Raw genomic sequence first — 23,265 nt, 5'->3', positions numbered from 1 at the left:
TCCTCATGGAGCAATTCAAAGATTGCTCTAGAAAAATTTCAGAATAACTTTACTTACACACTTTTTGGTTTAGTACCCTTTTTTCTGAACTCTCGTTAAAATTTTGACCATCAAATAAACTACCAGATCCACCACCAGCTTTTGCATTTATAGCACCAATGGTTAAATCTGTATAAATACTCCAATTATTTTTTAAAAAAGGTATATATCTTAACCCTAAACCTGTTTTAAAGATCCCTGCACCATAACCAGAACCACTTATATCACCACCACTGAATTTAATTTCTTGATCTTTGGTTGAGAGCAAAGTAAAATCAATTAAAGCACCAAACCTATCTGTAAACATATAGCCAAAATCAAAATTCCATAAACTGTTAATGTCACTGATATCTACCAAAGTTTCTTCATCAAAGTCAGTTTTATAATTACCATCGATAAAATTTTGACCAAAAGAAACGGTTAGAAAAAACGTTTTTCTCCAAGAAGCTAAGCCGTTAATCATTTTATAATATTCTCTCTGTTGTCTTGCACTTTCATGATCGGAAATATCATATTTTTCTGAGGTAACAAGGCTTTCGTTTTTATCTGTATTATCGGTTATAATAAACCTACTTTTATAATCGAGTAACCTAGATGATTTTGATACCAAAATTTTAGCAAAAGTTAGATTCAAACGAGATAAAGAGGCACAATTAAGGGGCATTATTTCTTCATTTAAACTTAACGATACTGTGTTTCTATCAAAAAAATCTTGTCTGTAATTAGTCTTTACAAATTTTTTTAAAAACGTTATATAATGGTTAACATTTTTAATCGTGGTAACTTTACATAGTAATAAAATGTATGGTCTTTTCTTGCACTTGATTGATTTTTTATGTTAACTAATTTTATATATTCATTTACAATTGTATCATCTTTCACCAAAATAATTTTTGCATTGTGATTTGGAAAAGCTTGGAGACCAGAGCTCATATTCGTAAAACAAATGTATTCGATTATATCATTATTAAATGTAAAACTTCTTTTTTCTTGAGCATTGTAATATGTTAGTTTTAATATAAAAACTAATAAAATTAAAATCTTCATCTTGGACATAAGTGAAATAATTTTAGTGTAGGATTGTAATTGTTTTTTACTAATATTAGTAATGGTAGGATATAAAAAAGACATCCACATCAACCAATGATGTGGATGAATAGTTAACAAACAATTCAAAAAATTGAATATTTAGCAAAAACAGGTTTACCAAATAAAAACTTAATAGAAAATTATTTTCTAATATTTAAGCCATTTTTTATATTGCTTTTCGTTTAAAATCTTATTTAACTCAATATTTAAGTGTTTTTTAAATTTCTGAACATCTAAACGGATTGGTGGTATTATTTTCTCAATTTTTGCCTTTACACCATCCATTTGACTGGGGTCTCTGTTTTGCATAGCAATCCTTACATTTCTATCAAATTCATTTTCTAAGTCTTTCAGTGTGTCAGAATGCAACAACAAAAGGTTGTCCATTTCTTGGTTATAAATTTGAATATGCCTTGTAATTTGACCTTTCAATTTTTCTTCAGTAACCTTTAATTTTTTATTTATTTTTTCCGAATCGTATTTTTCAATACCAGCTCTTTTCAAAGCATTAAAATTTGGTGGCTGTTGCGCCTCTATTTTTAATGTTGTAAGACCAAAAAACACTACGAGTAATATTTGAATTTTTAATTTCATAAACTTCATTTTAGATTTAAATTAATACCTCTTTTTATACCTTAAAGTGATAAATAGTTGTGAACCGAGGGTTGTAGAAAGAATTATAAAAAATACCAGATATTCTAGTTGGCTAGGCATAATCTTACACTCAGTCGGATAAATAATGGTCTTTGCAAGCGATGCGTGCTTGTACTCAAGATTTTTGTTGAACTGCTCATCGGTTGCGAGTTCCATCATTGTTCGAATATTTTTATATCTAACTATAGCAGCTTCTGACCAGCCCTCAGAATCTTCCTCATTTACACCCCAAGCCGCAGCTGTACCACCTAAAGCACTCCCTAAAAATATAGGATAACTACCGTGTTGAATTAGAAATTTACCAACATAGTTGTTATAGGTTTTAACCAACTTTTTCGCTTCTACGTTATTCTTTTGACCCTTAAGTTTGACAGGTTTATCAAAGTATTTTATAATGTTTACCATAAAAATTGGGCTACCTTTGTCATTAGCTAAAAGCTTTTTTAACTCTTCAATTGAACGTTCTGGGGTACGTTTATGTAACTCACTGGCATATAATTCAATTTCTTCAAATGAAAGCGGACTACTCAAGTTGCCATGCCAAACTAAAAACGCCAAGAATAAAGCAAAAGCAAGACCCCAATTTAACAAGGTATATTTGTGATACTTATTTATTTTCATTTCTGAGTTTGTTAATTATTACTACGACGAAATAAAATAAGGCTACCAGGAAGCATATAGATAAGTAATAGTGCATAATGTATTGTCCTCTAAATTTATCCGCCGGTAAAACGACATTTGAATAGCGCACACCTATACCACCTAGAAAATAGCTGAATGGAATTATCAATAGTACATAGGGAACAATCTTTTTCACCTTCCAAACTATTAACAGGTAGAGGAAACCTGTAAGGAAATTGGAAATACCAAAGGCACCCATTAAGACTAAACTGTCTGTAACTGGTTCAATTTTAGCACCATTTAACATCGCATATTTAATTCGAAATGTGTGTAAAACTCCTCGTAATATATCCATTAGTCCAACCAATAAAAGCACTATTGAACTAATTTTAAGAGCTAATTGTTTATTCATAATTTATGGGATTAATAATCAGTTTTCTGAATTTTATCTTTTTTAAATTCTAGTCCAAATAATTGATTTACTAAACCATCCTTTTTTTACTTTAAGAATAATGGTGTCTTCGTCTTTAAGCTTTAAACTCGCTGAAGCTTTCTTTTTGTTTTTTGGTGAAATAAAAGTACCACAACAATATGTTTTACTTGATTCTTCTTGTAAATCTCTCAATAAAACAATACTTTCTTGTTCTTTTATTTTTTTGTCTTCATCTTTGTTATTTGAGCCAATTAACTGTCCATAGAATTTTCCATTCTCTTCATAAATTTTGAAGATAGCATCTTTACCTTCTGGCTGCCAAATACCTTCTATACTACTTTGAGAAAAAATAACCACACTTGTCAATAGACAAGTAATCATTAAAAACATTGATTTCATAATTCAATAATTTTTATTTTTAGTCAAATATCAGTATAGAAATCAGATGTGAATTAGTTAAATTAACTGAATTGAACAAAACCAAAGTCGAATTGAACAAAAGCCGCTTAAGCTTTATTGTTTTAAGTATAAAGAGTTAATCGAATCTATATATTTTAGAATTTATCAATAACTAAAGACAGGTAGTATTGAGATCCTATAAAACCAGTTCCAAAGGCTGTGAAATACTCATCACCCAATAAATTTGTAGCGCCCAGTTTAAATGTAGATTTTAAACTAGGAATTCGATAATTTATTTGAGCGTCAATGACGTTGTAAGCAGGAACATAACCATCACCAAAAGATGCTTCCCAAAAATATGAATCACTCCATTTCCAAGAGGTGTTAAAACCAAAGTTTTTAAAGAGATTAGTTTTTCCAAAAGATGCTTTAACTTTATGTTCTGGTGTGTTGAAATTTGTTCTAAAGTCAGAATTAGCATTCTTATCGAAATCTAATTTAGCATAGGTATAATTTAAACCAAAATCAAAGCCATTAAAAACCTTTGTAGAAAGCCCAATTGCAGCACCATAAGACACAATATCCTCATCTGCATTTGTATAAGTTTGGTATACTTCGCTATCGCCATTTACAATTGCTGCAACAGCTAGTGGTGTACCATCTGGTAAAGTTTGTGTTAATTGGACATCTCCATAAAATGGTGACGATACAGTCTCATTATAGATAAAATCTTTAAACTGATTATAATAAACTGAGGCATCCACTATTATTGAATTAATTTTACCTCGATAACCCAATTCGAATGAAGAAGTTTGTTCAGGTTGCACAAAATTTGAATTAGCAATTTCTAAATCTGCAACATCGCCAGTTTCTGCAAATCGTAGAACAGAGCTCGCAAAATAGGAATTGTTGTATGCACCTTCTGCTGTTACGTCTAGATTAGTTTGTCCTGTAATAGCTTGTCCAGAAGTACTGAGCGCATAGCTTCTAATATCTCTTGATGGATTATCTGACGCACCTCCAACTAATATAGCACGACCAACATCTAAACCTATATATAAATCTTGTGTTGTAGGATTTCGAAATCCAGTTTGATATGAAGCTCTTATATTATGATTTTTATTAATGGTAAAGCCTGCAGAAAGACGTGGTGAATAAAAACCATCAAATAATTCTGATTTATCATACCTCAATGAACCTGTGAGTTTCATATTAACATTGGTAGAAAGCTCAACATTTTTTTGGATTTGAGTATACAATCCAAACTCTTCATAATTTATTGGCCCATTTTTGTCTGTATATATGGAACCTGAAGAATTTAGTTCATATTGTCTATAAGAACCACCTAATTGAACCTCAGCCCAATCCCACAGATGTCCAAAATTATAATTAATATCTCCATGATAAATTTTAGAATTGTCTTGAAACTTAGAACCTGTATTTAAATCTGGGTCATTGGTTACTTGATCAAAAGCTGCTTGAAAGTCTGCTGAACCAGGTTCAAACCTACCTGTATCTGCAACAGTACGTCCTGTAATATGCGCTTCTGCATCTGTTGCACCTCCTAGAATAGCATTAAGATAGCCACCAACATAATCACCATACCAAGTGTTGTCATCTTTCCAAACTCGATTAATATTGATTCCCGTAAATACCATATCATAAGAATCACCCGCTTTATCTTCTGTCACATAGCCTCTAACAAAGAAGTTATCATTTCTTATCTCAATCTTATGCTGTTGTAAAAAGAAATTCTTTATGTTGTATCGATTTGCTCCTTGATATATTGTATTACCAGATCCTACTTTTCCAACATATTGAATTTCAAAATCATTTGCCCAAGGTCTAAAATACAATCCCCAATCAGCTTTTACGCTTTCAGCATTATAATTTGTAAGATCTTGTTCATTATAACCTGTTCTACTCACATCCACAGAAGGTACAAACGCGGAAGAACCTGCAGGAATAAGCCCAAGCTGTTCTAATGATTGCGCAGCTGAATTAATATTGGAAACTACCTCATCTCCGTAAACATTAATTCCATCATAATTAAGATCATTTCTGGTAAGCCCTCTATTGAATCTATCTTCTTCACTAGTTGCAAACCAATCCGTACCTTTTAAATAACCAAAATTAACTTTTGCCGCAAACTTTTCGCTGAACTTGTAAGCCATTCTAATTCCTAAATCTGTGTAAGCATTATCTCCTGCTGCTTCTTGAGAAGTAATGCCTCTTTTGATATATCCACTAATTCCCTGGTGATCAAAAGGGCTTTTACTCCTCATAAAAAGAATTCCATTAAAGGCATTTGCCCCATATAATGCTGATGCTGTACCTGGTAATATTTCTACACTTTGAACATCTGTTTCTGTCATTCCTAATAAATTTCCTAATGGAAAATTTAATGCAGGTGCTGAATTATCCATACCATCAACTAGTTGCATAAATCTTGTGTTGGCGAATGTGGCAAAACCACGAGTATTGATTGACTTAAACGTTAAACTATTTACATTGATATCAACACCTTTAAGATTTTCTAACCCATCATAAAAATCAACAGAGGCTGTATTTTTAATTTCTTTTAAGCCAAAACGTTCTACAGTTACTGGTGATTCGAAAATTTGTTCTGGTGTTCTAGATGCAGAAATTATGACTTCATCTAAAGCATTTCCTTCTATAAGTATTATATTGATATTTTGATTGCTTTTAGTTATCTCTATTGTTTGATCTTGAAAACCAGTATAGCTAATTCTAATTGTAAAAGGTGGGATTTGTTCGGTCGTTAAAGTATAATTTCCATCAAAATCAGTGGCTACACCATTTGTAGTGCCAACTATAATAACATTAGCGCCTGGTAACGATAAACCTGATTCATCGGTTATTTTTCCTTTGATTGTGGTTTGAGCCAAAAGAGCTGTGCTAAAAAGCAATATTAAAGTCTTTAAAATAATTTTCATTCGAATAAATTTAGTTTTGGTTGTTTAGTTTTTACATTAAAAAAACAGAAATGTTAAAACATCAACCAGCTAAATCATCTGAATTGAACAAAATGATTACTAGAGTGTATAATTTTGCAAATGAATTGAACAGGTGTTTTTTCAAAGATCTATAAAGAAAAGAGAATTTCTTAACTAGTTTGTTTCTTCAAACGTTTATTTGAAAGTTTTTGTTTGAGACTATTAATATCTTCACTCACCTTTCTTTCAATAACTCTCGCATAGATTTGAGTAGTAGCTATTTTGGTATGACTTAATAGTTTTGACCCTGTTTCGATTGGAACACCATTACTTAAAGTTATAGTAGTAGCAAATGTGTGTCTTGCAATATGAAATGTTAAGTTCTTTTTAATTTTACATACATCTGCAATTTCTTTTAAATACGAATTTAACTTCTGATTTGAAATGTTGGGAAATAAGGTTTTTGTCTTTTTAGTTTTGATATGACCCTCATATTTCTGAATTAATTCATCAGCAATTGGCTGTAATGGAATTTATACTTTATTATGTGTTTTTTGTCTATTAGTGATTATCCATTTTCCGCCATCTATACCGAAAGTGATGTTATCTTCGTTGAGGTTCATTACATCTATGTATGACAAACCTGTATAGCAACTAAAAACAAATAAATCCTTAACAAGCTCTAATCTTTCAATTTCAAATTCTTTTTCGATAATGGCTTGCAGTTCACCTTCACTTAAAAACTCACAACTTTTGGTGTTGATCCCGAATTAAGTCATATTAATTCAATTCCTATGATAACCCAAAAACCACAAAACCTTGTAAATCATACGATTTACAAGGTTTTAGTTTCTATTGGTATTCATTTTAGTCGGGGTGGCAGGATGATAACTCATTCTCCACTATGCAGTAAAATCAATACTTTAGGTAAAATACTAAAACAGTGTGAACCGAATTGTTGACCTATTAGTTAAATTGAAATAGTATATTTTGATAGAACGTCTTTGACAAATTTACGAATTTAACTTCATTAAAACCAGATAAATAGCATCAAATATTATGGTTAATCTATTAAGTATTTATTAATAATTTCTTCTTCAATACCACTATAAATAGCAAAATCCTTTACTGTTAAAAATTGATGAGGTTCTTTGTCTAAATACTCTTTTATCCTATTAATAAGCTTACGACAATAACGCTCGCTACGTCCTGTGATACGTTGAATGTCCTTTGGGTATATACAAGCTCTTTTTGTAATCATCATACTTTATCTATGCTTTAACCATACTTAAAACCAGTAGTGTCATTTTAGGAGTATTTAGGTTTAATCGGTAAGAATGGTTTTAATCGGTTTCTCTTTTTCTTTAGTAAGTCATAAAGTTACGTGATTTGAAAGATTAATCATAAAAAATGTAAAATTATGGCAAAACAAACAGGAATTATTAAACTAAAAGGAACTATCGGAGGTATTTCTTTTTATAAAACAAGTGATGGACACCTTGCACGTGAAAAAGGAGGTGTGGATAAAAGCAGAATTCAGAATGATCCTGCCTTTCAAAGAACTCGTGAAAATGGTTCTGAATTTGGAAGAGCTGGTAAAGGTGGTAAAGTATTGCGAAATGCAATTCGTGTGCTTTTGCAAAATGCAAAGGACAAAAGAGTTGTCTCTCGTTTGACAAAATCTTTAGTGGCTATCACAAAGACAGATACGACTAATGAAAGAGGTTTAAGAACGTTGCAAGATGGAAATTTAAGCCTTTTAGAGGGTTTTGAATTCAATTTGAATGGAAAGTTAGGAGCAACTTTATTTGCTGCATTTACAAAAACATTTGACAGAGTTTCTGGAGATGCAACTTTAGATTTGGCTGCATTTTCACCAACTGTTAGAATTGCTGCACCTGCAGGAACTACCCATTTTAAAGTAGTAATGGGGGCTTCTGAATTAGATTTTGTAAATGAAACTTCAACATTTGAAAATGATGAAACAGCAATTTTGCCTTATACTGCTGCAAATACTGCTGCAATTGCATTATCTGCAACAATTACTGCTAATTCTACATTACCAGTAGTACAGGTTTTAGGTGTAGAGTTTTATCAAGAAGTAAATGGAGAAATGTATGCCCTTAAAAATGGTGCTTACAATGCTTTATCTGTTGTTACAATTGATACTCCATAATAATGGAGTTAGTGCTTCAAAGAGCTTATTTTAAAGAGGGTACTAACGGTACTCTCTTTTCTTCTGATAATTTTCTTTGTCATACCATTGAGTTACCCTGGTTAAATAATAAGAGAAATGTTTCTTGTATTCCTGAAGGAGCCTATGAAGTTGTTCCTAGATTTTCGAAACGATTTCAACATCATTTGATTTTGAAAAATGTCAAAGGGAGAAGCTATATTTTATTTCATCCAGCAAATAATGCCTTAAAAGATTTACAAGGCTGTATTGCTCCTGTAACTTACTTAAATGGTATTGGTAGAGGTGTATATTCCAAGGATGCACTACAGAAACTATTATCATTAGTTTATCAAGCTAAAGACCGAAAAGAAAAAATAATATTAAAAATTAAATCACAGAATTATGAAAATTATAGAACGTTATAAAAAACCTACTCCAAAATTTTTTAGAGTATTAAGAAATATAGGCATTGCATTAGCTACTGCAGGAGGTGCTATTATTGCAGCTCCTGTTAGTATACCTGCTGCAATAATTACTGTGGCAACCTATATGACTGTTGCAGGAACTGTAGCTACAGCAGTTAGTCAAGCCGTTGTTTCTGAGGAAAAAAAGGATGAATAAAATATGTTTCAGAACGATATTCAAATAAAGTCAGGTGTTGTTGGGGGAACATTACTTTCTACAGTTTTTACTATTAGTTTAGACGATATACTTTTTACTGTTATTATGGCTGTTATTGGAGCAATTGTTAGTTTTTCTGTTTCTACATTATTAAAGTGGTTGTTTTTTAGAAAGCAACAAAAGAATACCTAGTTTTAGTACTGGGTATTCTTTTGTTTTCATTGACTAGATAGTCAGAATTTCGTTTTCAAAGAGAATTATTCTAGTTTTTAAATGTCTTTGTTTCGCAAGTTGAATTATGTTTTTTGTTCCTTTACTTTTTCCATCCCAAAAAGCAATTAATGCGTCTGCATATATTGCCATTTGTTTATTCCTTTTTGGTCCAGCAGCTTTTCCGTATTTTATCCAATCAGCCGGAAATTTTATGATTTTGAATTTTTTTTCGGATGCGTATTTCTCTCCTAATTTGTCTGCACCTTTGTAATGAGCTCCAGATACAATCTCGATATTTTTATAATCCTGGAGAAATTTATCACATTCTTGTTTTAATTTTTGATAGTTTTTGAAGTTTCTGCTCCCAGCTATAATTATTTTCATAGTTTAATTTGTTAAGATCTTAATAAGGCTATTTTTAGTTTTGAAATAGTTGACAATTGTTGTTGTAAGTTTTCTTCAAAAGCAGTTATTTTTTTGAGTTTTTCAACTTTCAATTGCCATTGTTGTTCTTCAAAGTTCTGCAGCGCAGTATTGATTACTTTTTTTACGTCTGAAATACTAATAAATGGAATGACAGAACCTTTTAAATAATACCCAAAGTATTGACCAACTTTTAAGGATAAACACAGGTAATACAAAGACTCTCTATTTGCTCTAGAAGTTGTGGAAATTACAAAGCAGTTTGGACAAGGTTTGTCTAATGGTTTTCCAGAATTTAATCCTTTATTCAAAATAAAAAAATGTGGGTTTGAGTAAGTTCGTCCAATTTTGTGGGTTTTGATTTCAAAAATTTGCATAAGTATCCATTTTTAGGTTTAGATTCTTTTGCTATTTTTTTGCCCATAAAATTTTGGAAAGGAAAACAACAAAAAGAAAGCTGTTTCTAAATGGAGAGGATAGACTATCAAGGTTTTTGAAAAAAATACTACCAACTACTGAATGTTGAATTTTAAGTATTAAGTTGTTATTTGGTGGAGATTTTTTTCAAAACCCGAAGGGCTTGACCTTTATAGGCTAAAAGCGGAGGCTTTTAAAAGACAAAATATTATGCAATTAAATTTTTTCTTGAATGAAACAAATGCTGAAAGTATTGCAACATTAAGGGAACCATTTGTTTTGCTGTCTTTTTTTTGTTTTTCTTTTTATCCTTTATTTTTTATTATATGTAAAATGATAGATTTTATCTGGATTTTATTTGTGATTACTTAACGAAATGAAACAAATAAAGACTTGAGATAAGGAATATTTGGACTTAGCGATGGTTTTGTGCAGTTGAATGAGGTAAGGAATTATAAAAAATTAAAATACCTAGTGCGCGGGCAGAAGCGAGAATAAGTGTATTGTTTTTTATTTGTTTTGTTCCAATTTCCTTAATTGGTTTTGTTAAAAGTGAATGCTTTATATTTTTATTCAAGAATTAATGGTGAGATTTTATACGTAATTTTAATAAAACACTATTTGCATTTGCTTTTAGTGAAACCAATATTAACTACATTTTATAGCAAATAAAAAACAATAATCTTATTGGCTTTTTTTGATTTTATGGGTGCTTTATAATTGTAATATAAACTGAAATTATAATAGTTTTAGTAATGTTAATTTAAAATTACAAATAAGCACTTATAAAAACAATGCAACAATTTCTAAATGTTGTTTAAATAACTAAATGTTATCAATTATTAACTACGTGAGCGTTGGAAGAGCAGCTATTTTACATAATGGCGTTATAGACCAGAAAGTGAATGAATGTGTATATAACTGCGCATTATGTAAATATAGCTTTGGGGAGTTTTGTGTTTTATGAAAATAATAACAAAGATTGCTTTTTATAGTTGTGTTTGAGTGTGCGAAAATACAAGCTGTAAAATGCAAATACCTTTAGAATATTAAAATGCTAAACTTGCATTGGCGCGCGGAACAAACCAAAAGACAGCGATTTTTTGCTTTTGCAACAAATTGGATTTTGGTTTGTGTGGGATTTTAAGAAGTGAAATCTATATCAAAACCATTTCTTGATAAATAGGCCATAAAACTATGTAATAAATCTGTTGAATATGGTTCTTTGTATCTTTTTACACGTTTAATTTTAAAATTAAAAATCCTGTTTTGATAATCATAAACTTCTAGATCTTTAATTTTAAATTCTTTAGTTAATGAAGGATTGTTAAAGAAAGAATTTAATAAGTTAAACTCGCTAGTAAATTTACCATCTAATTTTTTTCTTATAGTATTATAAGCCTGATAAACTTTTTCCTCTTTTATAAAATTTTTATGAATTGCTTTATATCTTTTTTTCCAAGATTCTTGAATTACATTGTTATCATCAACGTTTTTATTATTCATATCTATTATCGCAGAACTTGCTGAATTAAAAACTGTTAAATCTAAAATATCAAGTTTAATATTTTGATATTCTGAAAAAAGAGCACATAGAATTTTATTATTACTGTCTGTACGATATAATTTATACGAAGTTGCTGGGTTGAAGTTTTGCACATCTAAATCAATTAATGGAATTAATATACCTTTATTATAGGATCTATTTCTAATGCCCTTACTTCTTAATGCTAAATTACAAGGTTGTACTGCCAAAATATACTTTTGGGAATCTATCTCAAAAATATCACCGTTAGCAATCGGTAAATTGAGAATGTTTAAATAATCTTGATTTGTATATAATTCTTTCTCTCTGATTAGTAAAGATTCTGGACTTATTTTTTTATTATAACCAGTATATATACTATCTATATTTCTAACACTTAATACTGATTGGTCAAATTCTTTTCTAACATTTTCTTCTAATAAAGATGAAAAATTAGCATCTGAATTTAAAATTGTATTCAAACGAAATAATGATTCAACTTCCCAAACACCTTCTTTATATGATGATTTTTGAATAATTTGATTAAACGTTTTTGGAGATATTTTTTTAAAATCTTTAATAGATTTTTCGTTACTTTCTCTAAGTATTTTTATAGATTTAGATTTCAGGTCTTCTATATACCTAGTAATCAATATATACTTAATTCCTTCTGCAAAACCACTTAATTGTGGGTCTTGCGCAAATCTACTTTTAGAAATAGTGCAAAAATGTTTCTTTTTCAAATCAAACTCTTTGCGATATATTTTTCTATAAGTGTCCTCTTCTTCTTCTGTGTATTTATGAGAAAAAATACCACATATTACTTTTTCAGAATAACCAGTTTCTATAAGTTCTTTAATGAGTTGAATGCCATTTGTTTCTTTGTTGGGGCCTGTAAAATTTTCTAATTCGAAGTCAAATAAACATAAGACTTTACGACCTTCAGGTATGGAATCTAATATTTCTTTTTTTCTTTCTATCCATTCATTTGGTGTTAATAATAATGCATTTTCACCAGGGAAATAATCTTTAAACTCTAATGCAGGGGTAATGTTTGAACTTTCGTTATCACCAATTAGATTAGAAATATTATGGATAAGCTTTTTTTTATCTATTGTGTCTTCCCATATTTTTAAAATTTCTTTATTAAATGCCGCTAAAGGTAGCTGCCAATTAATGTTTGAAATGAAATTATCATCTGGAGGAAGTTTACCACTATTTTTTATTTGTTTTAGCATTCCAAGGAAAAACGCTTTTTGAGCTTCAATATCAAATTTGTCGTCTATATAAAGTATTTTCTCTATTCCTTCCTTAACCAATAAAGTATTAATAGCGTTGACTGCACTATCAGTTAGATTAGGATTTTCTTTGGGAATTATTTGAAGGCTTTCTTCTTTTAGACTTAGGATAATTTTCTCACTCATATTAAATCATAGCATTATTTAAGTTGATAGCAAAAATGTATTTTTTATCAAATTCATTTCTTTTAGGCTCCAATGAAATTGAACTTCCCATAGAATCTAATAATTGTAGAACTATAAAAAGACCTAGACCACGACCTTCACCTCTTGGTTTAGTAGATACAAATGGTTCAAAAATTTGATTTTCTATATTTTTTGGTATACCAAAACCATTATCTGAGATATATAGCCACGGTTTTTCAACTGTAATATTTATTTTAGGGTTGAAATGTTTTTCTTTTAATTTTTTTTCTTTGAGCCAATACTCTGAGTTTATTAGAATATTATCAATTATTTGAGTTAATTTACCTTTATTAATTTTCAAGGAGAAATCATCTTTAATTTTTACAATGACTTCAATTTCTTTAGAATTAAATCTTTTTTTATAATAACTTTTCTCTTCGGAAAAATATTTTGATAAACTAAATTGGTTTTTCTTTTCTCTTTGATATTTAAGAGCAGGGTCTAAATGTCTTAATTGAATCTTTAAACCATTTACGGTTTCATTTATGTATTCCAATAGTATGAAACTATCGGACTCTTTTAACTCTTTGTTTTTTAACTTTTGTTGATAAAATAGTGCTCTTTCATTTAAATTATCTACTATGTTTAAAAACTCGTGACTGATTGATTCTGCTGTTATTCCTAAACCAGCTAATTCAGTAAAATTATTTAATTGTTCTTCTAATACTTGTATTTTTGGCTTTAAAATATCAATTACTTCATTTAAATCTTCAGTTTTCTTAATTACCTTATTGACCTTAGAAAAAGCTTCTTGAATTGACTTTAATTTGTTTAATAGGAGTTGTGCTTTTTTAACGTTTTTTTTATTTTCTTCTGTAGCAAAAAGAGGATTGTCTTTTACATCACTTACAATGATTGTTTGTTCTTTTACTAATTCACTTATTACTGAACCTGAACTCTTTAATTCGTCTGATATTGCTGTTGAAGAAACAACGATATTATTGATATGATTAAAAGATTGTTTAACCGAAGTTATTCCATTGTTTTTTGTTTTTGATATCTTTAGATAACCAACAAAAGCTCTACGAATTCTCTCTTGATAATTGTTAATTTGTCTTATTATAAAAAAAGCCAAAACGAAAAAATTCCTTGAATAAGGGTTGGATATTAACCCTTCTCGATCAGTTTTATCCTTTAGATTTTTGTTCACACCTTCATCTATGGAAAAATAACCAATAACGTTTTTTGGTCTTAGTGGATAATATGATGATGCGTTGGTTTGCGAGTCTGCCAGTTTGAGCCAGTCTTGACCATTTATACCAAAAGGTTTGATAGCAAAACCATTTCGAAATAATTTAATACCTGCTTGACTTTGCGCAAAAGCTCTATAATTAGATAAACCATTAAAAACATTATTTACTTGATCATCATAAGTCATCCAATTATCAAGGCTGAATTCATCAATTACACCTTCAAAACTACCGGGATTTGCTATTTCACCATCAAAAACTTCCATACCAGAAATTTCATCAAGTGTAAATTCGTTTTCTAATTCTAAAAAGTAATTGTTCTTATCAGAAAGTAGAATATCATTATAAGCGCTCTCTTTTAAAAATTCATAGAATTTTTTTCCATTATCAGATTCCAAATAGTCTGCAAAGTCATCTTTCTTATTCCCAACAAACTTAGTTAGTTTAGTTTTACCACTAATCTTTACTTTTTTACTATTAAAAGAAAATTCAAATTTTGAAATTGCTAAATCTCTAAGGTCATCATTTATTTTTTCTAAGTCAATTACTTCGTTATTAACTGTAAGATAAACATCAAAAGGCCTGTTTTCTTTGTATGGTGAAATTATTTGAGAAACAAAACCTTTAAATCTTTCTAGGTTTTTACCTTCCCAAACTTCAGAGTGATTAAGATTAGTTAGTATTAATTTTGTGCCATTTTTAATTAATGGATTGTAAATTTTTGATTTAATTTCAACATCTGAAAGCCTTTCTTCTTTTTCAAAATCTTTCCAGTTAAATGCTAAATGAGTCCCTTCTGTTTTGTTAGTGTTGGTAAGTATTTCACAAATATCAGCTAACCTTTGTGTGCTTAATCTCCCTAAACCCTTTTCTCCTAAAGGTGTCCTACCACCAGGTGTTTTAATGTTTTTTGCTTTTTGTTCCCTTTTTTTTGAATACGAAATCAATAGCCACGATTTGAGTATCGTTTCTTTATTCATACCAAAACCATCATCTTCTACAGCTATATATCCATTATGCTTTGGAAAGATTAAGTTATCATCAGTATATTGACCTTTAGTATTAATATCTATTGAAACATAATTAGCATCTGCATCATAAGAGTTTTTAATTAACTCTAATAAAGCTGTTACTTCATCTGAAACTAATTGTTCACCTAATTGTTTAACAATGTGGGGTGTTATATCAAAATGGTAATCGTTGCTCATTGAATATTTTAACTATTGTAGATTAAGATTTTTTCTTTACTCATAGTTTTAGAAAAATTATTTTTGTCAGGCATTCTTTTAGATAGAATATCCCTTTCTAAATCTGTAAAAATGTTTATACCTTTTGTTGCTAATAACTCGGTTAAAATTTTATCATTCTCAACTTCTTTATTATTAACATTTCTATTACCAACTGTCCAAGCAAAATATGAATTAGGCATCATTTTTTCCAAAACATTGTCAATTGTAATATCTAAATCATTAATAAAACTCACTACTTTTCTAGCTCTTAGTCTTTCTTCTGCATTAAAATTTCTAAAAAATTTCTTTAAAGTTTTTGATTTGGAAAACATCTCTTTTTCTATAACTGAATAATCAGAAACATTTTTACCTCCTAAACTTCTTGAATCAATTTCTTGTATTACATCTAAATAGTTCATAGTTATACTTTCATCAATATCTACTACAGGAATCCATTGTAAAGGGAGATATGAAAATTGGCCATATGTTACTGTTGTATGATTGTCACCATAAGGAGGTGAGGTAACAAGAAGATTATGTTTTTTTGTTGTATTTAATTTCTCTTTAGAATCACCCCAAGCGACTTCAACTTCATAAATGTATTTATCTTTTTCTAAAAGATTATTCTCTAATAGTTTATTTTTTACTTCAAAAATATCATTTATACTTCTTTGACATATTTTTATAAAATACACTTTAGGCGATAAGTTACGGTTGTTTATATCTTCTTGAGCCCTAACGTGCATTTTAAAGGTTGATGTTCTATCATTATTTGTTAAACGAATAACTTCAGCTAAAGCAACCCAATAAAACTTTCTTATAAATAAATTTTCTTCTTGAATGATTAATCTTCGAATTTGAGATAACTCAATTTGAACATCCTTTTTAAACCATTTATTTATATTCTTAAAATTAATATCAATTTTTGCAGATCTACTTCTATTTAATCTCTTTTTGAAATTTAGAAAGCTAGTTTTTAGCTCGTTTGAAAATATATGTGTTTTTACTTGACTTATAAGTAGTGATAATGGATTTATATCTTGACCAAATGAATTAATCCCATAACGCATTGATGTAATAATAGTATTTGAAGCGCCCATAAAAGGATCAATCATAGAAGAATTTTCTGGTAGCGCATCTATTAAAGTTTTTATTATAGGTTCTTGAACACTTGGAACCATCATTGCTGGATAGTTCAAAATTTTTCTTGCATAATCATTTCTATCAAAACTATCACCGTTTAAAACTGATGCAGTTATAGAATTTAATTGATTTTTTATTTGGTTACTAGTTAACACTTATTCTTTGATATAATTAATCTGAAAGATATGAATTTTAACAATATATTTTGTATTAATTTGATATAATTAAACGTTTGATTCATCGTCTTTTATCTATACAATCTTTATTAAATGCTATCAAATTAAATAATTGACGCATTCTACTCCTTATTCTATTACCATATCTTTCTTCTAATTCTTCTGCATTAAGATTGGTTGTAGCGTGAGTTCTTGTTTTGTTTTTTAAGAATAAATCGTAACGTGATAAAAGGATTTCACCCATTACATTACAATCTTGACCAAAATGCCTGCCAGTTGTTTCTACACCTAAGTCATCAAAACAATAAAAACCATTATTACCATAATCTTCAATAATTTTGAACCCGCTTTTATTGAAATTAAATGTAATATTTCTTGCAGGTACAACTATATGCTTGATTTGATGAGGAACAATGTGTGGTAATAATTTCATTAAACTTGTTTTACCACAACCTACTGGACCAGATAATAAAATTCCTTTATTAGGATCTATATTTAATTTTTTGCAAGCATCAAAATCACGAATAAAATAAATGCATAACTTGTATAAAATTGCTTCATCTTCTGAATATATTTTGAAATTTTTGTCAAATAATAATTTCCCTTTTGCTTCTAAATAGATTAGCATTTTTGGAAAATCGTATATTATTTGATTTCCTTTTAGTTCTCCTAATTGGTATTGGACACTTCCTTCGATTATTATGTGGGGTGATTTGATTTTCATTTTTTAATGGATTCTTACTTGAACAATAATGGCGTATTTTATTTTAGTACTTTTCATTTTGCCTTGATGCAAAACGAAACAAAAGATCAAGACTTGGATTTTCAGCGGTCAATTTAATTTTCAAAAGCTAAAAGAAAATAACTCGCTATGCTCAAACAGATTTTCTTTTTACGCTATTTTCAAATGATTGACACTCGCTTGCAAATCCTATGTCGGTTAAAAATTATGACTATATTATTGCACTTCTTTTTTATGATGAGATTGCCACTTCGCAAACTCCTTGCAATGACATTTAGAGAGGTTCATTGTAGTTTTTATTTTTACTGGTCTTTAGGTTGTCTTGATTTTGGCTAACTGATTTTTGGTTTTCTTTAGTTTTTATTTCTTCAGCTTTTATCATCCAATTTTTAGCTGTTGCCTGCCAATTGACAATTTTTGTTTTACCGCCCACTTTCCAACCAATACCTTGGTAATGGTTGAAGAATTTTTGAGCTTCAATTGTTGGCCATTTTTCTTTTTTAAAAAAATCGATAACTTCATTTTCAATTCTGGGCTTGTCAAGTTTATAAATGTTTTTAATGTTTCTATTAGTTTGTATATGTTTATTAATAGATACCAGTGCTTGTCCAGTACTTGTCTCATTTTTGGTACTGTTGTGTACCACAACTTGTCCAGAACTTGTCTCGAATTTGAACATCTTAATTTTACTCCCTTTGTAAGGATTGTGTGAAGGGTAGTAAATGATATATTTCCAATGACTTAAATCTTTTATGCATTTATGATATGTTGATTTTGAGCCAATTTTAGAAAAGCACATTACCTCTTCACGATTGATATAAAATTCTTCAGGAAATCGATTATTATTCCAGATTTGGAATAACCCTACATACAAGCTTATATGTGTTGGGTTTAAACGATTGTCTTTTGAAAATTGAAAGAAAACTCCTTTTAGGTGTTTTATGAAGTTTACGTTTTGCATAATTTATATCAATACTTTTTTGCTTGATCAAAAAGTATTCAAAAAATCAAGACTCACTTTCATTTTTATTGAATTCTACTTTTTATTACACTTACGAATCCAGACCGTAAACTCTTTGGATTCACCAGTTCCATAAAAATTGAATTTCTACTAAAAATAAAATAGGTCGGATTTAGATTCTGACTATATATAATATATTCCTTTTTTTTATGATGAGATTGCTTCACTTTGTTCGCAATGACGTTTAGAACTTGTTATGAATGCGATTTTCTTCTAGTACTTTTTGAATTTCTTCGTAGTCGTAATAAATAACACCACCAACTTTAGAATAGGGGAGTGTTCCATTGATTCTTAAATTTTGTAATGTACCTGGAGAAATACTTAACAAGTCTCTAACCTCTGGAGATTTTAACCATTTTTTAGGTGCGAAACCTGATTGATGGTTAATCATTGCTTTAATGTCTTCTAATAATTCTTCTTTGAACTCTCTTAAATCTTCTGTAGTAATAATAGTTGCTGCCATTTTCTAACAATTTTAGTAAAGAAGCTGTTGAATGCCCCCACATTCAAGCAGCTTCTTTTGGTTAATTTAGTTCACGATTTTTCTGTTATTATGTGAGTGTGAACCAACGATTTGACTTTCGTTAGGCAAATATGATATGATTTATTGAAGTTTATACACAAGTAAAACCCAACTTGGGTAATTTTATATCTACATTTTTAATACGTTGTATTGACATTGATTGCTATTCTCATTATTTTTTTTTGGTAACAAAAAAGTGCAAATTATATGTAAATAATTTGCACTTAAAAACACCCAACTTGGGTATTTATTCATCAGAATCTAACATCTTATTTTCTAAGGATTGTTTAAGTTTATCTATGAATTTGGTTTGATTAATTTTGCGTGAACGAATTTCTAAAAATGTCCTATAATAATCACCAAGGTCTATATTAAACATTTGCTCGCAAGCTGATGCCATTTCTTTAATATCTGCAGTACCACTATTTACGGAACCAGAACTATGAAGTGCATAGATAAGCTCTATTAAATCGGTTTTATTTCCAGTCCAAAAAAGTTTTGACTGCTTTTTAAATGCATTGAAATTGGTTTCCATACTATTATTGTTTTCAAGTTTATCTATTTCTCTTTTTAGATAGATGATTAACATATCATATGCCATAATAGTAGCCACAGTTGTATCGTGACTCGTAGAAAATTTATCATCTGTAAAAAATGATAATGAGTCTGGAAATAGCCTAATATCTGCTTTACCTCTCATAAAATATTCTTCATCTAAAAAAATGGCTCCTCTTCTGAAATAATGATAAAATTCTAGATTATCATTAAAATAGTTTTGAAGCCTATCTATGTGATTATTGAAGTATTTTACTTGAGATTTATTACTACTTCTTGGTCTTTTACTTTCTATACTAAATAATTTGACATAATATATTAGTTTACTAAAAACATAAGGTTTAATGCTTTTGAAAAAACCAATCTCTTCGTTTTTCGGGATTAATTTTTTCCTTAAAAAAAGTATTCTTATTTGTTCTAATGCTCTTTTTGTTATTCTAATACTTTCTTCTGCTTTTTCTAATACTCCTTCTGTTTCTTTTTCTAAAAAATCTAAATTATAGTCTAATTCTTTAACAATTTTTTCAATCTTTTTCAATTTTTTTCATCTGTAAAAAATCATACTAATATCTAAATTAGTATGATTTTAGTTATCACTTTATTTATCGCACATATTTATATTTCATTAATATTTAATTTATGGAGTTGTTTTTTAATTCACACTCCATTTCATTTTCTGTAATCTCACAGCATTTAAAATAGCTAATAACGCAACACCTACATCTGCAAAAACTGCTTCCCACATTGTAGCTAATCCACCAGCTCCTAAAATTAACACAATCACTTTTACACCAAATGCTAATCCAATATTTTGCCATACAATTTTTCTTGTAGAACGACCAATTTGAATTGCTTTTATCACTTTTGAAGGTTGATCTGTTTGAATAATAACATCTGCTGTTTCAATAGCAACATCGCTACCTAAACCACCCATTGCAATACCAACATCACTTGCAGCCAAAACAGGCGCATCATTAATTCCATCACCAATAAAAGCAATCTTATTTTCTGAATTTTGTTTTAATTTTTCTACTTCATTCAATTTATCTTCTGGCAATAAACCGCCTTTAGCTTTTTCAATATTTAGTTCTGCTGCTACTTTTTGGGTAATGGAATCTTTGTCTCCAGAAAGCATCATTATTTTTTTAATACCAACTTTATGCAATGCTGAAATTGTTTCTTTAGCATCTTCTTTCAATTCATCTGCAATAACAACATAGCCTGCAAAAGCATTATCAATAGCCACTAAAACGATAGATTCTACAATAGTGTCAATTTCTTTGGAAACTTCGATATTATTTGCTGTCATTAAGGCTTTATTACCAATTAAAACAGGTTTGCCATTTACGTTTCCTTTTAATCCTTTACCTGCAATTTCTGAAACTTTGGTAGCTTCAAAATCTTTACCATCTGCTTTATACTCTAAAATAGCTTTTGCTATAGGATGCGTAGATTGTTCTTCCATAGCCATTAAGTATTTCATAAATTCTTTTTCCTCCCAGTTAATGGCTTTAATATCTTTAATTTTAAAAACTCCTTTTGTTACAGTTCCAGTTTTATCCATTACCAAAATATTAATTTTGGTCATTGCATCTAAAAATGAAGCTCCTTTAAATAAAATACCATTTTTTGAAGCTGCACCCAATCCACCAAAATATCCTAAAGGAATAGAAATAACCAAGGCACAAGGACAGGAAATCACTAAAAATATTAATGCACGATATAGCCAATCTCTAAACACATAATCATCTACAAAAAAGTAAGGTATAAACGTAACACCTATTGCTAAAAACACAACGATTGGTGTATAAACTCTCGCAAATCTTCTGATAAATAATTCGGTTTTAGACTTACGAGCTGTTGCATTTTGAACCATATCCAGAATTCTGGCAATAGAACTGTCTTTAAATTCTTTAGTGGTTTCAATTTCGATAACACCATCCATATTTATGCTACCAGCAAACACTTTTTCTCCTTTTGTAATCGTATCAGGTTTGCTTTCACCAGTTAATGCAGCTGTATTAAAAGATCCTTTTTCTGATAATAAAATACCATCTAAAGGAATTTTCTCACCAACACGAACTTTTACTTTTTCACCAATTTCTACAGTTTCAGGATTTACCGATTTATAATCATTATTTCGATATACTAAAGCTTCATTTGGACGAACATCAAGTAATGCTTTAATATTACTTTTAGCTCGATTAACTGCTGCACTTTGAAACAGTTCTCCAACTGCATAGAACAACATTACTGCAACTCCTTCAGGATATTCTCCAATTACAAATGCACCTATAGTTGCAATAGACATTAGAAAAAACTCTGTAAAAACATCACCTCTTGTAATACTTTTCCAACCAGCTTTAACGACAGGAAATCCAACAGGTAGATAAGCAACTCCATACCAGATAATTCGTTGCCAATCCTTAAAGAATAATACCTTAAAATAATCTAAAACTATCCCAATCATTAGCATTGTAAAACTAATTATGGCAGGAAAATACTTTTTGAAATTATTTGATTGATTACTATGGTCGTGATTATGTTCTTTATTAGAGCTTGGATTTAGGTCTTTTAAATTAAGTTTCTTTTTTTTCATAATAAAATTTATAACACCAAAGATGCTATTTTATTAAGTGCAATGGAAGTGCATTATTTACTCTATTCTTATTATTATCCTAAAGCTTACTAACCTTTTAGTAAAGACACCTTTTTTTGTAATTTTTGACTAAGTTTATAAGCATCATAAATTAAAAGTAGCGATTAATTACAAATATGTATGGGTTATAGCCTTGGTTTTTTTTCAATAAAATTTCTTTGCTTACTTTTAGATTTGGTATTGTAAGGTCAGTGCTTTTTAAATACGGAAATTGAATTTCATTTATAATTTCCCAATTACATTTTACCTTTTGCAGTTTAAATATCTGTTGGTTGCTTGAGATTGGGCTATACAATTTGTAAAAGATAATAATTAACTTATGTTATTTCTAACTGTTTATATAAGAAATTAATTTCTCCAATATCTGTAACTGACTCTTTACCTTCTTGCCAACTAGAATTAATCATAGAAATTTTTCTTTCTCTTTTATAATTAACTAGAACATTATCTGTAACAAGAATATACTCTCGAAAATCTATGCTGTTTTTTAATAACGTGTGAGCTATTTTTAAATCTTTTCCAAAAAGTCTACAATAATCCTTCAACATTAGAGAACTAAGTCTACCAAAATGCACCACAAATTTTAGGGTTAGATTGTGTAACCTTTCACATGTACCACAATTGCAATTATCAGGATTAAATGTTTTTAATTTATCATGAAATTTTTGAAACATTAATTCACATTGATATATTATTTGATCAATAGTTTTATTAAGGTCATAACTATAAAATAAAATAGTATCTCCTTCAATATCTGAAACCTTTAAATTTAGAATGTTATTATCCAAAATGGACTCTAATAACTCACCAATTGCCTTTTGACTATACTCAAGATTAGAATTATTCATATAATCATTAAAACCAGTAATATCTGGAATGATTATTAATGTTGGACATAATTTAGTCTTATAATCTTCTAATGACATTTAGATGTTTTTTGATTAAATAGGCATAAGTTGTGACTGTTATTTACCAC

At 29.2% G+C, this 23,265-nt stretch carries 24 protein-coding genes; 4 read left to right on the top strand and 20 right to left on the bottom strand.

Annotation, left to right across the window (positions count from 1 at the left end):
• Positions 1–49: 49 nt before the first annotated feature.
• From ACW9UN_RS01175 to ACW9UN_RS01135, 9 genes are all read right to left on the bottom strand, one after another.
• Positions 50–703, bottom strand: coding sequence for a hypothetical protein (locus ACW9UN_RS01175; protein ID WP_459483147.1), 654 nt, complete (start codon positions 701–703; stop codon positions 50–52).
• 86 nt (positions 704–789) lie between these two features.
• The gene (locus ACW9UN_RS01170; RefSeq protein WP_459483146.1) at positions 790–1,086 is read right to left on the bottom strand and encodes a hypothetical protein; all 297 of its coding nucleotides are present in this window, start codon (positions 1,084–1,086) and stop codon (positions 790–792) included.
• Between the two features lie 189 nt (positions 1,087–1,275).
• Positions 1,276–1,722, bottom strand: a complete 447-nt coding sequence (locus ACW9UN_RS01165; RefSeq protein WP_459483145.1) for a hypothetical protein — start codon at positions 1,720–1,722, stop codon at positions 1,276–1,278.
• A gap of 21 nt (positions 1,723–1,743) precedes the next feature.
• On the bottom strand, positions 1,744–2,403 hold the full coding sequence (locus ACW9UN_RS01160) for a hypothetical protein (RefSeq protein WP_459483144.1): 660 nt from the start codon (positions 2,401–2,403) through the stop codon (positions 1,744–1,746).
• Complete coding sequence (locus ACW9UN_RS01155) at positions 2,390–2,815, bottom strand: hypothetical protein (RefSeq protein WP_459483143.1); 426 nt, start codon at positions 2,813–2,815, stop codon at positions 2,390–2,392. The genes ACW9UN_RS01160 and ACW9UN_RS01155 overlap by 14 nt, the downstream gene beginning before the upstream one ends.
• Before the next feature lie 42 nt (positions 2,816–2,857).
• Complete coding sequence (locus ACW9UN_RS01150; RefSeq protein WP_459483142.1) at positions 2,858–3,235, bottom strand: DUF2147 domain-containing protein; 378 nt, start codon at positions 3,233–3,235, stop codon at positions 2,858–2,860.
• A 155-nt stretch (positions 3,236–3,390) separates the two neighbouring features.
• Positions 3,391–6,192, bottom strand: a complete 2,802-nt coding sequence (locus ACW9UN_RS01145; RefSeq protein ID WP_459483141.1) for a TonB-dependent receptor — start codon at positions 6,190–6,192, stop codon at positions 3,391–3,393.
• Positions 6,193–6,362: 170 nt separating this feature from the next.
• A complete protein-coding gene (locus ACW9UN_RS01140; RefSeq protein WP_459483151.1) occupies positions 6,363–6,695 on the bottom strand; it encodes a tyrosine-type recombinase/integrase in 333 nt (110 codons plus the stop codon).
• 560 nt (positions 6,696–7,255) lie between these two features.
• Positions 7,256–7,456 (bottom strand): hypothetical protein, encoded by a 201-nt coding sequence (locus ACW9UN_RS01135; protein ID WP_347173928.1) that lies wholly within the window; start codon positions 7,454–7,456, stop codon positions 7,256–7,258.
• 156 nt (positions 7,457–7,612) lie between these two features.
• Between ACW9UN_RS01135 and ACW9UN_RS01130 the strand changes: the two genes are divergently transcribed.
• The 4 genes from ACW9UN_RS01130 to ACW9UN_RS01115 are packed head-to-tail and all read left to right on the top strand — an operon-like array spanning position 7,613 to position 9,181.
• Positions 7,613–8,368, top strand: a complete 756-nt coding sequence (locus ACW9UN_RS01130; RefSeq protein WP_187482747.1) for a hypothetical protein — start codon at positions 7,613–7,615, stop codon at positions 8,366–8,368.
• A 2-nt stretch (positions 8,369–8,370) separates the two neighbouring features.
• A complete protein-coding gene (locus ACW9UN_RS01125) occupies positions 8,371–8,793 on the top strand; it encodes a DUF5675 family protein (protein ID WP_088352980.1) in 423 nt (140 codons plus the stop codon).
• Positions 8,771–8,989: a hypothetical protein gene (locus ACW9UN_RS01120; RefSeq protein ID WP_340934802.1), complete on the top strand. Its 219-nt coding sequence runs from the start codon at positions 8,771–8,773 to the stop codon at positions 8,987–8,989. The genes ACW9UN_RS01125 and ACW9UN_RS01120 overlap by 23 nt, the downstream gene beginning before the upstream one ends.
• A gap of 3 nt (positions 8,990–8,992) precedes the next feature.
• Complete coding sequence (locus ACW9UN_RS01115) at positions 8,993–9,181, top strand: hypothetical protein (RefSeq protein ID WP_459483140.1); 189 nt, start codon at positions 8,993–8,995, stop codon at positions 9,179–9,181.
• A gap of 33 nt (positions 9,182–9,214) precedes the next feature.
• Here the strand turns inward: ACW9UN_RS01115 and ACW9UN_RS01110 are convergent, their stop codons facing one another.
• From ACW9UN_RS01110 to ACW9UN_RS01060, 11 genes are all read right to left on the bottom strand, one after another.
• Entirely contained in the window at positions 9,215–9,586 is a 372-nt protein-coding gene (locus ACW9UN_RS01110; protein ID WP_459483139.1) for a DUF2493 domain-containing protein, read from the bottom strand.
• Between the two features lie 11 nt (positions 9,587–9,597).
• Positions 9,598–10,002: a DUF6943 family protein gene (locus tag ACW9UN_RS01105; protein ID WP_459483138.1), complete on the bottom strand. Its 405-nt coding sequence runs from the start codon at positions 10,000–10,002 to the stop codon at positions 9,598–9,600.
• A 1,183-nt stretch (positions 10,003–11,185) separates the two neighbouring features.
• A complete protein-coding gene (locus tag ACW9UN_RS01100; RefSeq protein ID WP_459483137.1) occupies positions 11,186–12,991 on the bottom strand; it encodes a hypothetical protein in 1,806 nt (601 codons plus the stop codon).
• A 1-nt stretch (position 12,992) separates the two neighbouring features.
• The gene (locus ACW9UN_RS01095) at positions 12,993–15,449 is read right to left on the bottom strand and encodes an ATP-binding protein (RefSeq protein ID WP_459483136.1); all 2,457 of its coding nucleotides are present in this window, start codon (positions 15,447–15,449) and stop codon (positions 12,993–12,995) included.
• 8 nt (positions 15,450–15,457) lie between these two features.
• Positions 15,458–16,768 (bottom strand): hypothetical protein, encoded by a 1,311-nt coding sequence (locus ACW9UN_RS01090; protein WP_347173921.1) that lies wholly within the window; start codon positions 16,766–16,768, stop codon positions 15,458–15,460.
• An 82-nt stretch (positions 16,769–16,850) separates the two neighbouring features.
• Entirely contained in the window at positions 16,851–17,513 is a 663-nt protein-coding gene (locus ACW9UN_RS01085) for a P-loop NTPase family protein (protein ID WP_459483135.1), read from the bottom strand.
• 292 nt (positions 17,514–17,805) lie between these two features.
• Positions 17,806–18,492 (bottom strand): hypothetical protein, encoded by a 687-nt coding sequence (locus tag ACW9UN_RS01080; RefSeq protein WP_459483134.1) that lies wholly within the window; start codon positions 18,490–18,492, stop codon positions 17,806–17,808.
• Between the two features lie 244 nt (positions 18,493–18,736).
• A complete protein-coding gene (locus ACW9UN_RS01075; protein ID WP_088352991.1) occupies positions 18,737–19,015 on the bottom strand; it encodes a helix-turn-helix domain-containing protein in 279 nt (92 codons plus the stop codon).
• Positions 19,016–19,322: 307 nt separating this feature from the next.
• Entirely contained in the window at positions 19,323–20,168 is an 846-nt protein-coding gene (locus ACW9UN_RS01070; protein ID WP_088352992.1) for an RteC domain-containing protein, read from the bottom strand.
• 114 nt (positions 20,169–20,282) lie between these two features.
• Positions 20,283–22,229, bottom strand: a complete 1,947-nt coding sequence (locus ACW9UN_RS01065; RefSeq protein ID WP_459483133.1) for a heavy metal translocating P-type ATPase — start codon at positions 22,227–22,229, stop codon at positions 20,283–20,285.
• Between the two features lie 377 nt (positions 22,230–22,606).
• The gene (locus tag ACW9UN_RS01060) at positions 22,607–23,215 is read right to left on the bottom strand and encodes a DUF2652 domain-containing protein (protein WP_340934733.1); all 609 of its coding nucleotides are present in this window, start codon (positions 23,213–23,215) and stop codon (positions 22,607–22,609) included.
• Positions 23,216–23,265 lie beyond the last annotated feature (50 nt).

This window comes from Polaribacter litoreus (assembly GCF_054584775.1).
The sequence above is the reverse complement of the archived record's forward strand: the minus strand, read 5'-3'. Positions and strand labels throughout refer to the sequence as shown.

Excerpts from the sequence above, each read along its gene's own strand:
- ACW9UN_RS01165 (WP_459483145.1), bottom strand. The coding sequence starts at position 1,722 with ATGAAATTAAAAATTCAAATATTACTCGTAGTGTTTTTTGGTCTTACA.
- ACW9UN_RS01085 (WP_459483135.1), bottom strand. The coding sequence starts at position 17,513 with ATGAAAATCAAATCACCCCACATAATAATCGAAGGAAGTGTCCAATAC.
- ACW9UN_RS01080 (WP_459483134.1), bottom strand. The coding sequence starts at position 18,492 with ATGCAAAACGTAAACTTCATAAAACACCTAAAAGGAGTTTTCTTTCAA.
- ACW9UN_RS01110 (WP_459483139.1), bottom strand. The coding sequence starts at position 9,586 with ATGAAAATAATTATAGCTGGGAGCAGAAACTTCAAAAACTATCAAAAA.
- ACW9UN_RS01060 (WP_340934733.1), bottom strand. The coding sequence starts at position 23,215 with ATGTCATTAGAAGATTATAAGACTAAATTATGTCCAACATTAATAATC.
- ACW9UN_RS01160 (WP_459483144.1), bottom strand. The coding sequence starts at position 2,403 with ATGAAAATAAATAAGTATCACAAATATACCTTGTTAAATTGGGGTCTT.
- ACW9UN_RS01155 (WP_459483143.1), bottom strand. The coding sequence starts at position 2,815 with ATGAATAAACAATTAGCTCTTAAAATTAGTTCAATAGTGCTTTTATTG.
- ACW9UN_RS01115 (WP_459483140.1), top strand. The coding sequence starts at position 8,993 with ATGTTTCAGAACGATATTCAAATAAAGTCAGGTGTTGTTGGGGGAACA.
- ACW9UN_RS01175 (WP_459483147.1), bottom strand. The coding sequence starts at position 703 with ATGCCCCTTAATTGTGCCTCTTTATCTCGTTTGAATCTAACTTTTGCT.
- ACW9UN_RS01120 (WP_340934802.1), top strand. The coding sequence starts at position 8,771 with ATGAAAATTATAGAACGTTATAAAAAACCTACTCCAAAATTTTTTAGA.
- ACW9UN_RS01105 (WP_459483138.1), bottom strand. The coding sequence starts at position 10,002 with ATGCAAATTTTTGAAATCAAAACCCACAAAATTGGACGAACTTACTCA.
- ACW9UN_RS01150 (WP_459483142.1), bottom strand. The coding sequence starts at position 3,235 with ATGAAATCAATGTTTTTAATGATTACTTGTCTATTGACAAGTGTGGTT.
- ACW9UN_RS01145 (WP_459483141.1), bottom strand. The coding sequence starts at position 6,192 with ATGAAAATTATTTTAAAGACTTTAATATTGCTTTTTAGCACAGCTCTT.
- ACW9UN_RS01100 (WP_459483137.1), bottom strand. The coding sequence starts at position 12,991 with ATGAGTGAGAAAATTATCCTAAGTCTAAAAGAAGAAAGCCTTCAAATA.
- ACW9UN_RS01170 (WP_459483146.1), bottom strand. The coding sequence starts at position 1,086 with ATGAAGATTTTAATTTTATTAGTTTTTATATTAAAACTAACATATTAC.
- ACW9UN_RS01075 (WP_088352991.1), bottom strand. The coding sequence starts at position 19,015 with ATGGCAGCAACTATTATTACTACAGAAGATTTAAGAGAGTTCAAAGAA.
- ACW9UN_RS01130 (WP_187482747.1), top strand. The coding sequence starts at position 7,613 with ATGGCAAAACAAACAGGAATTATTAAACTAAAAGGAACTATCGGAGGT.
- ACW9UN_RS01125 (WP_088352980.1), top strand. The coding sequence starts at position 8,371 with ATGGAGTTAGTGCTTCAAAGAGCTTATTTTAAAGAGGGTACTAACGGT.
- ACW9UN_RS01135 (WP_347173928.1), bottom strand. The coding sequence starts at position 7,456 with ATGATGATTACAAAAAGAGCTTGTATATACCCAAAGGACATTCAACGT.
- ACW9UN_RS01095 (WP_459483136.1), bottom strand. The coding sequence starts at position 15,449 with ATGAGCAACGATTACCATTTTGATATAACACCCCACATTGTTAAACAA.
- ACW9UN_RS01065 (WP_459483133.1), bottom strand. The coding sequence starts at position 22,229 with ATGAAAAAAAAGAAACTTAATTTAAAAGACCTAAATCCAAGCTCTAAT.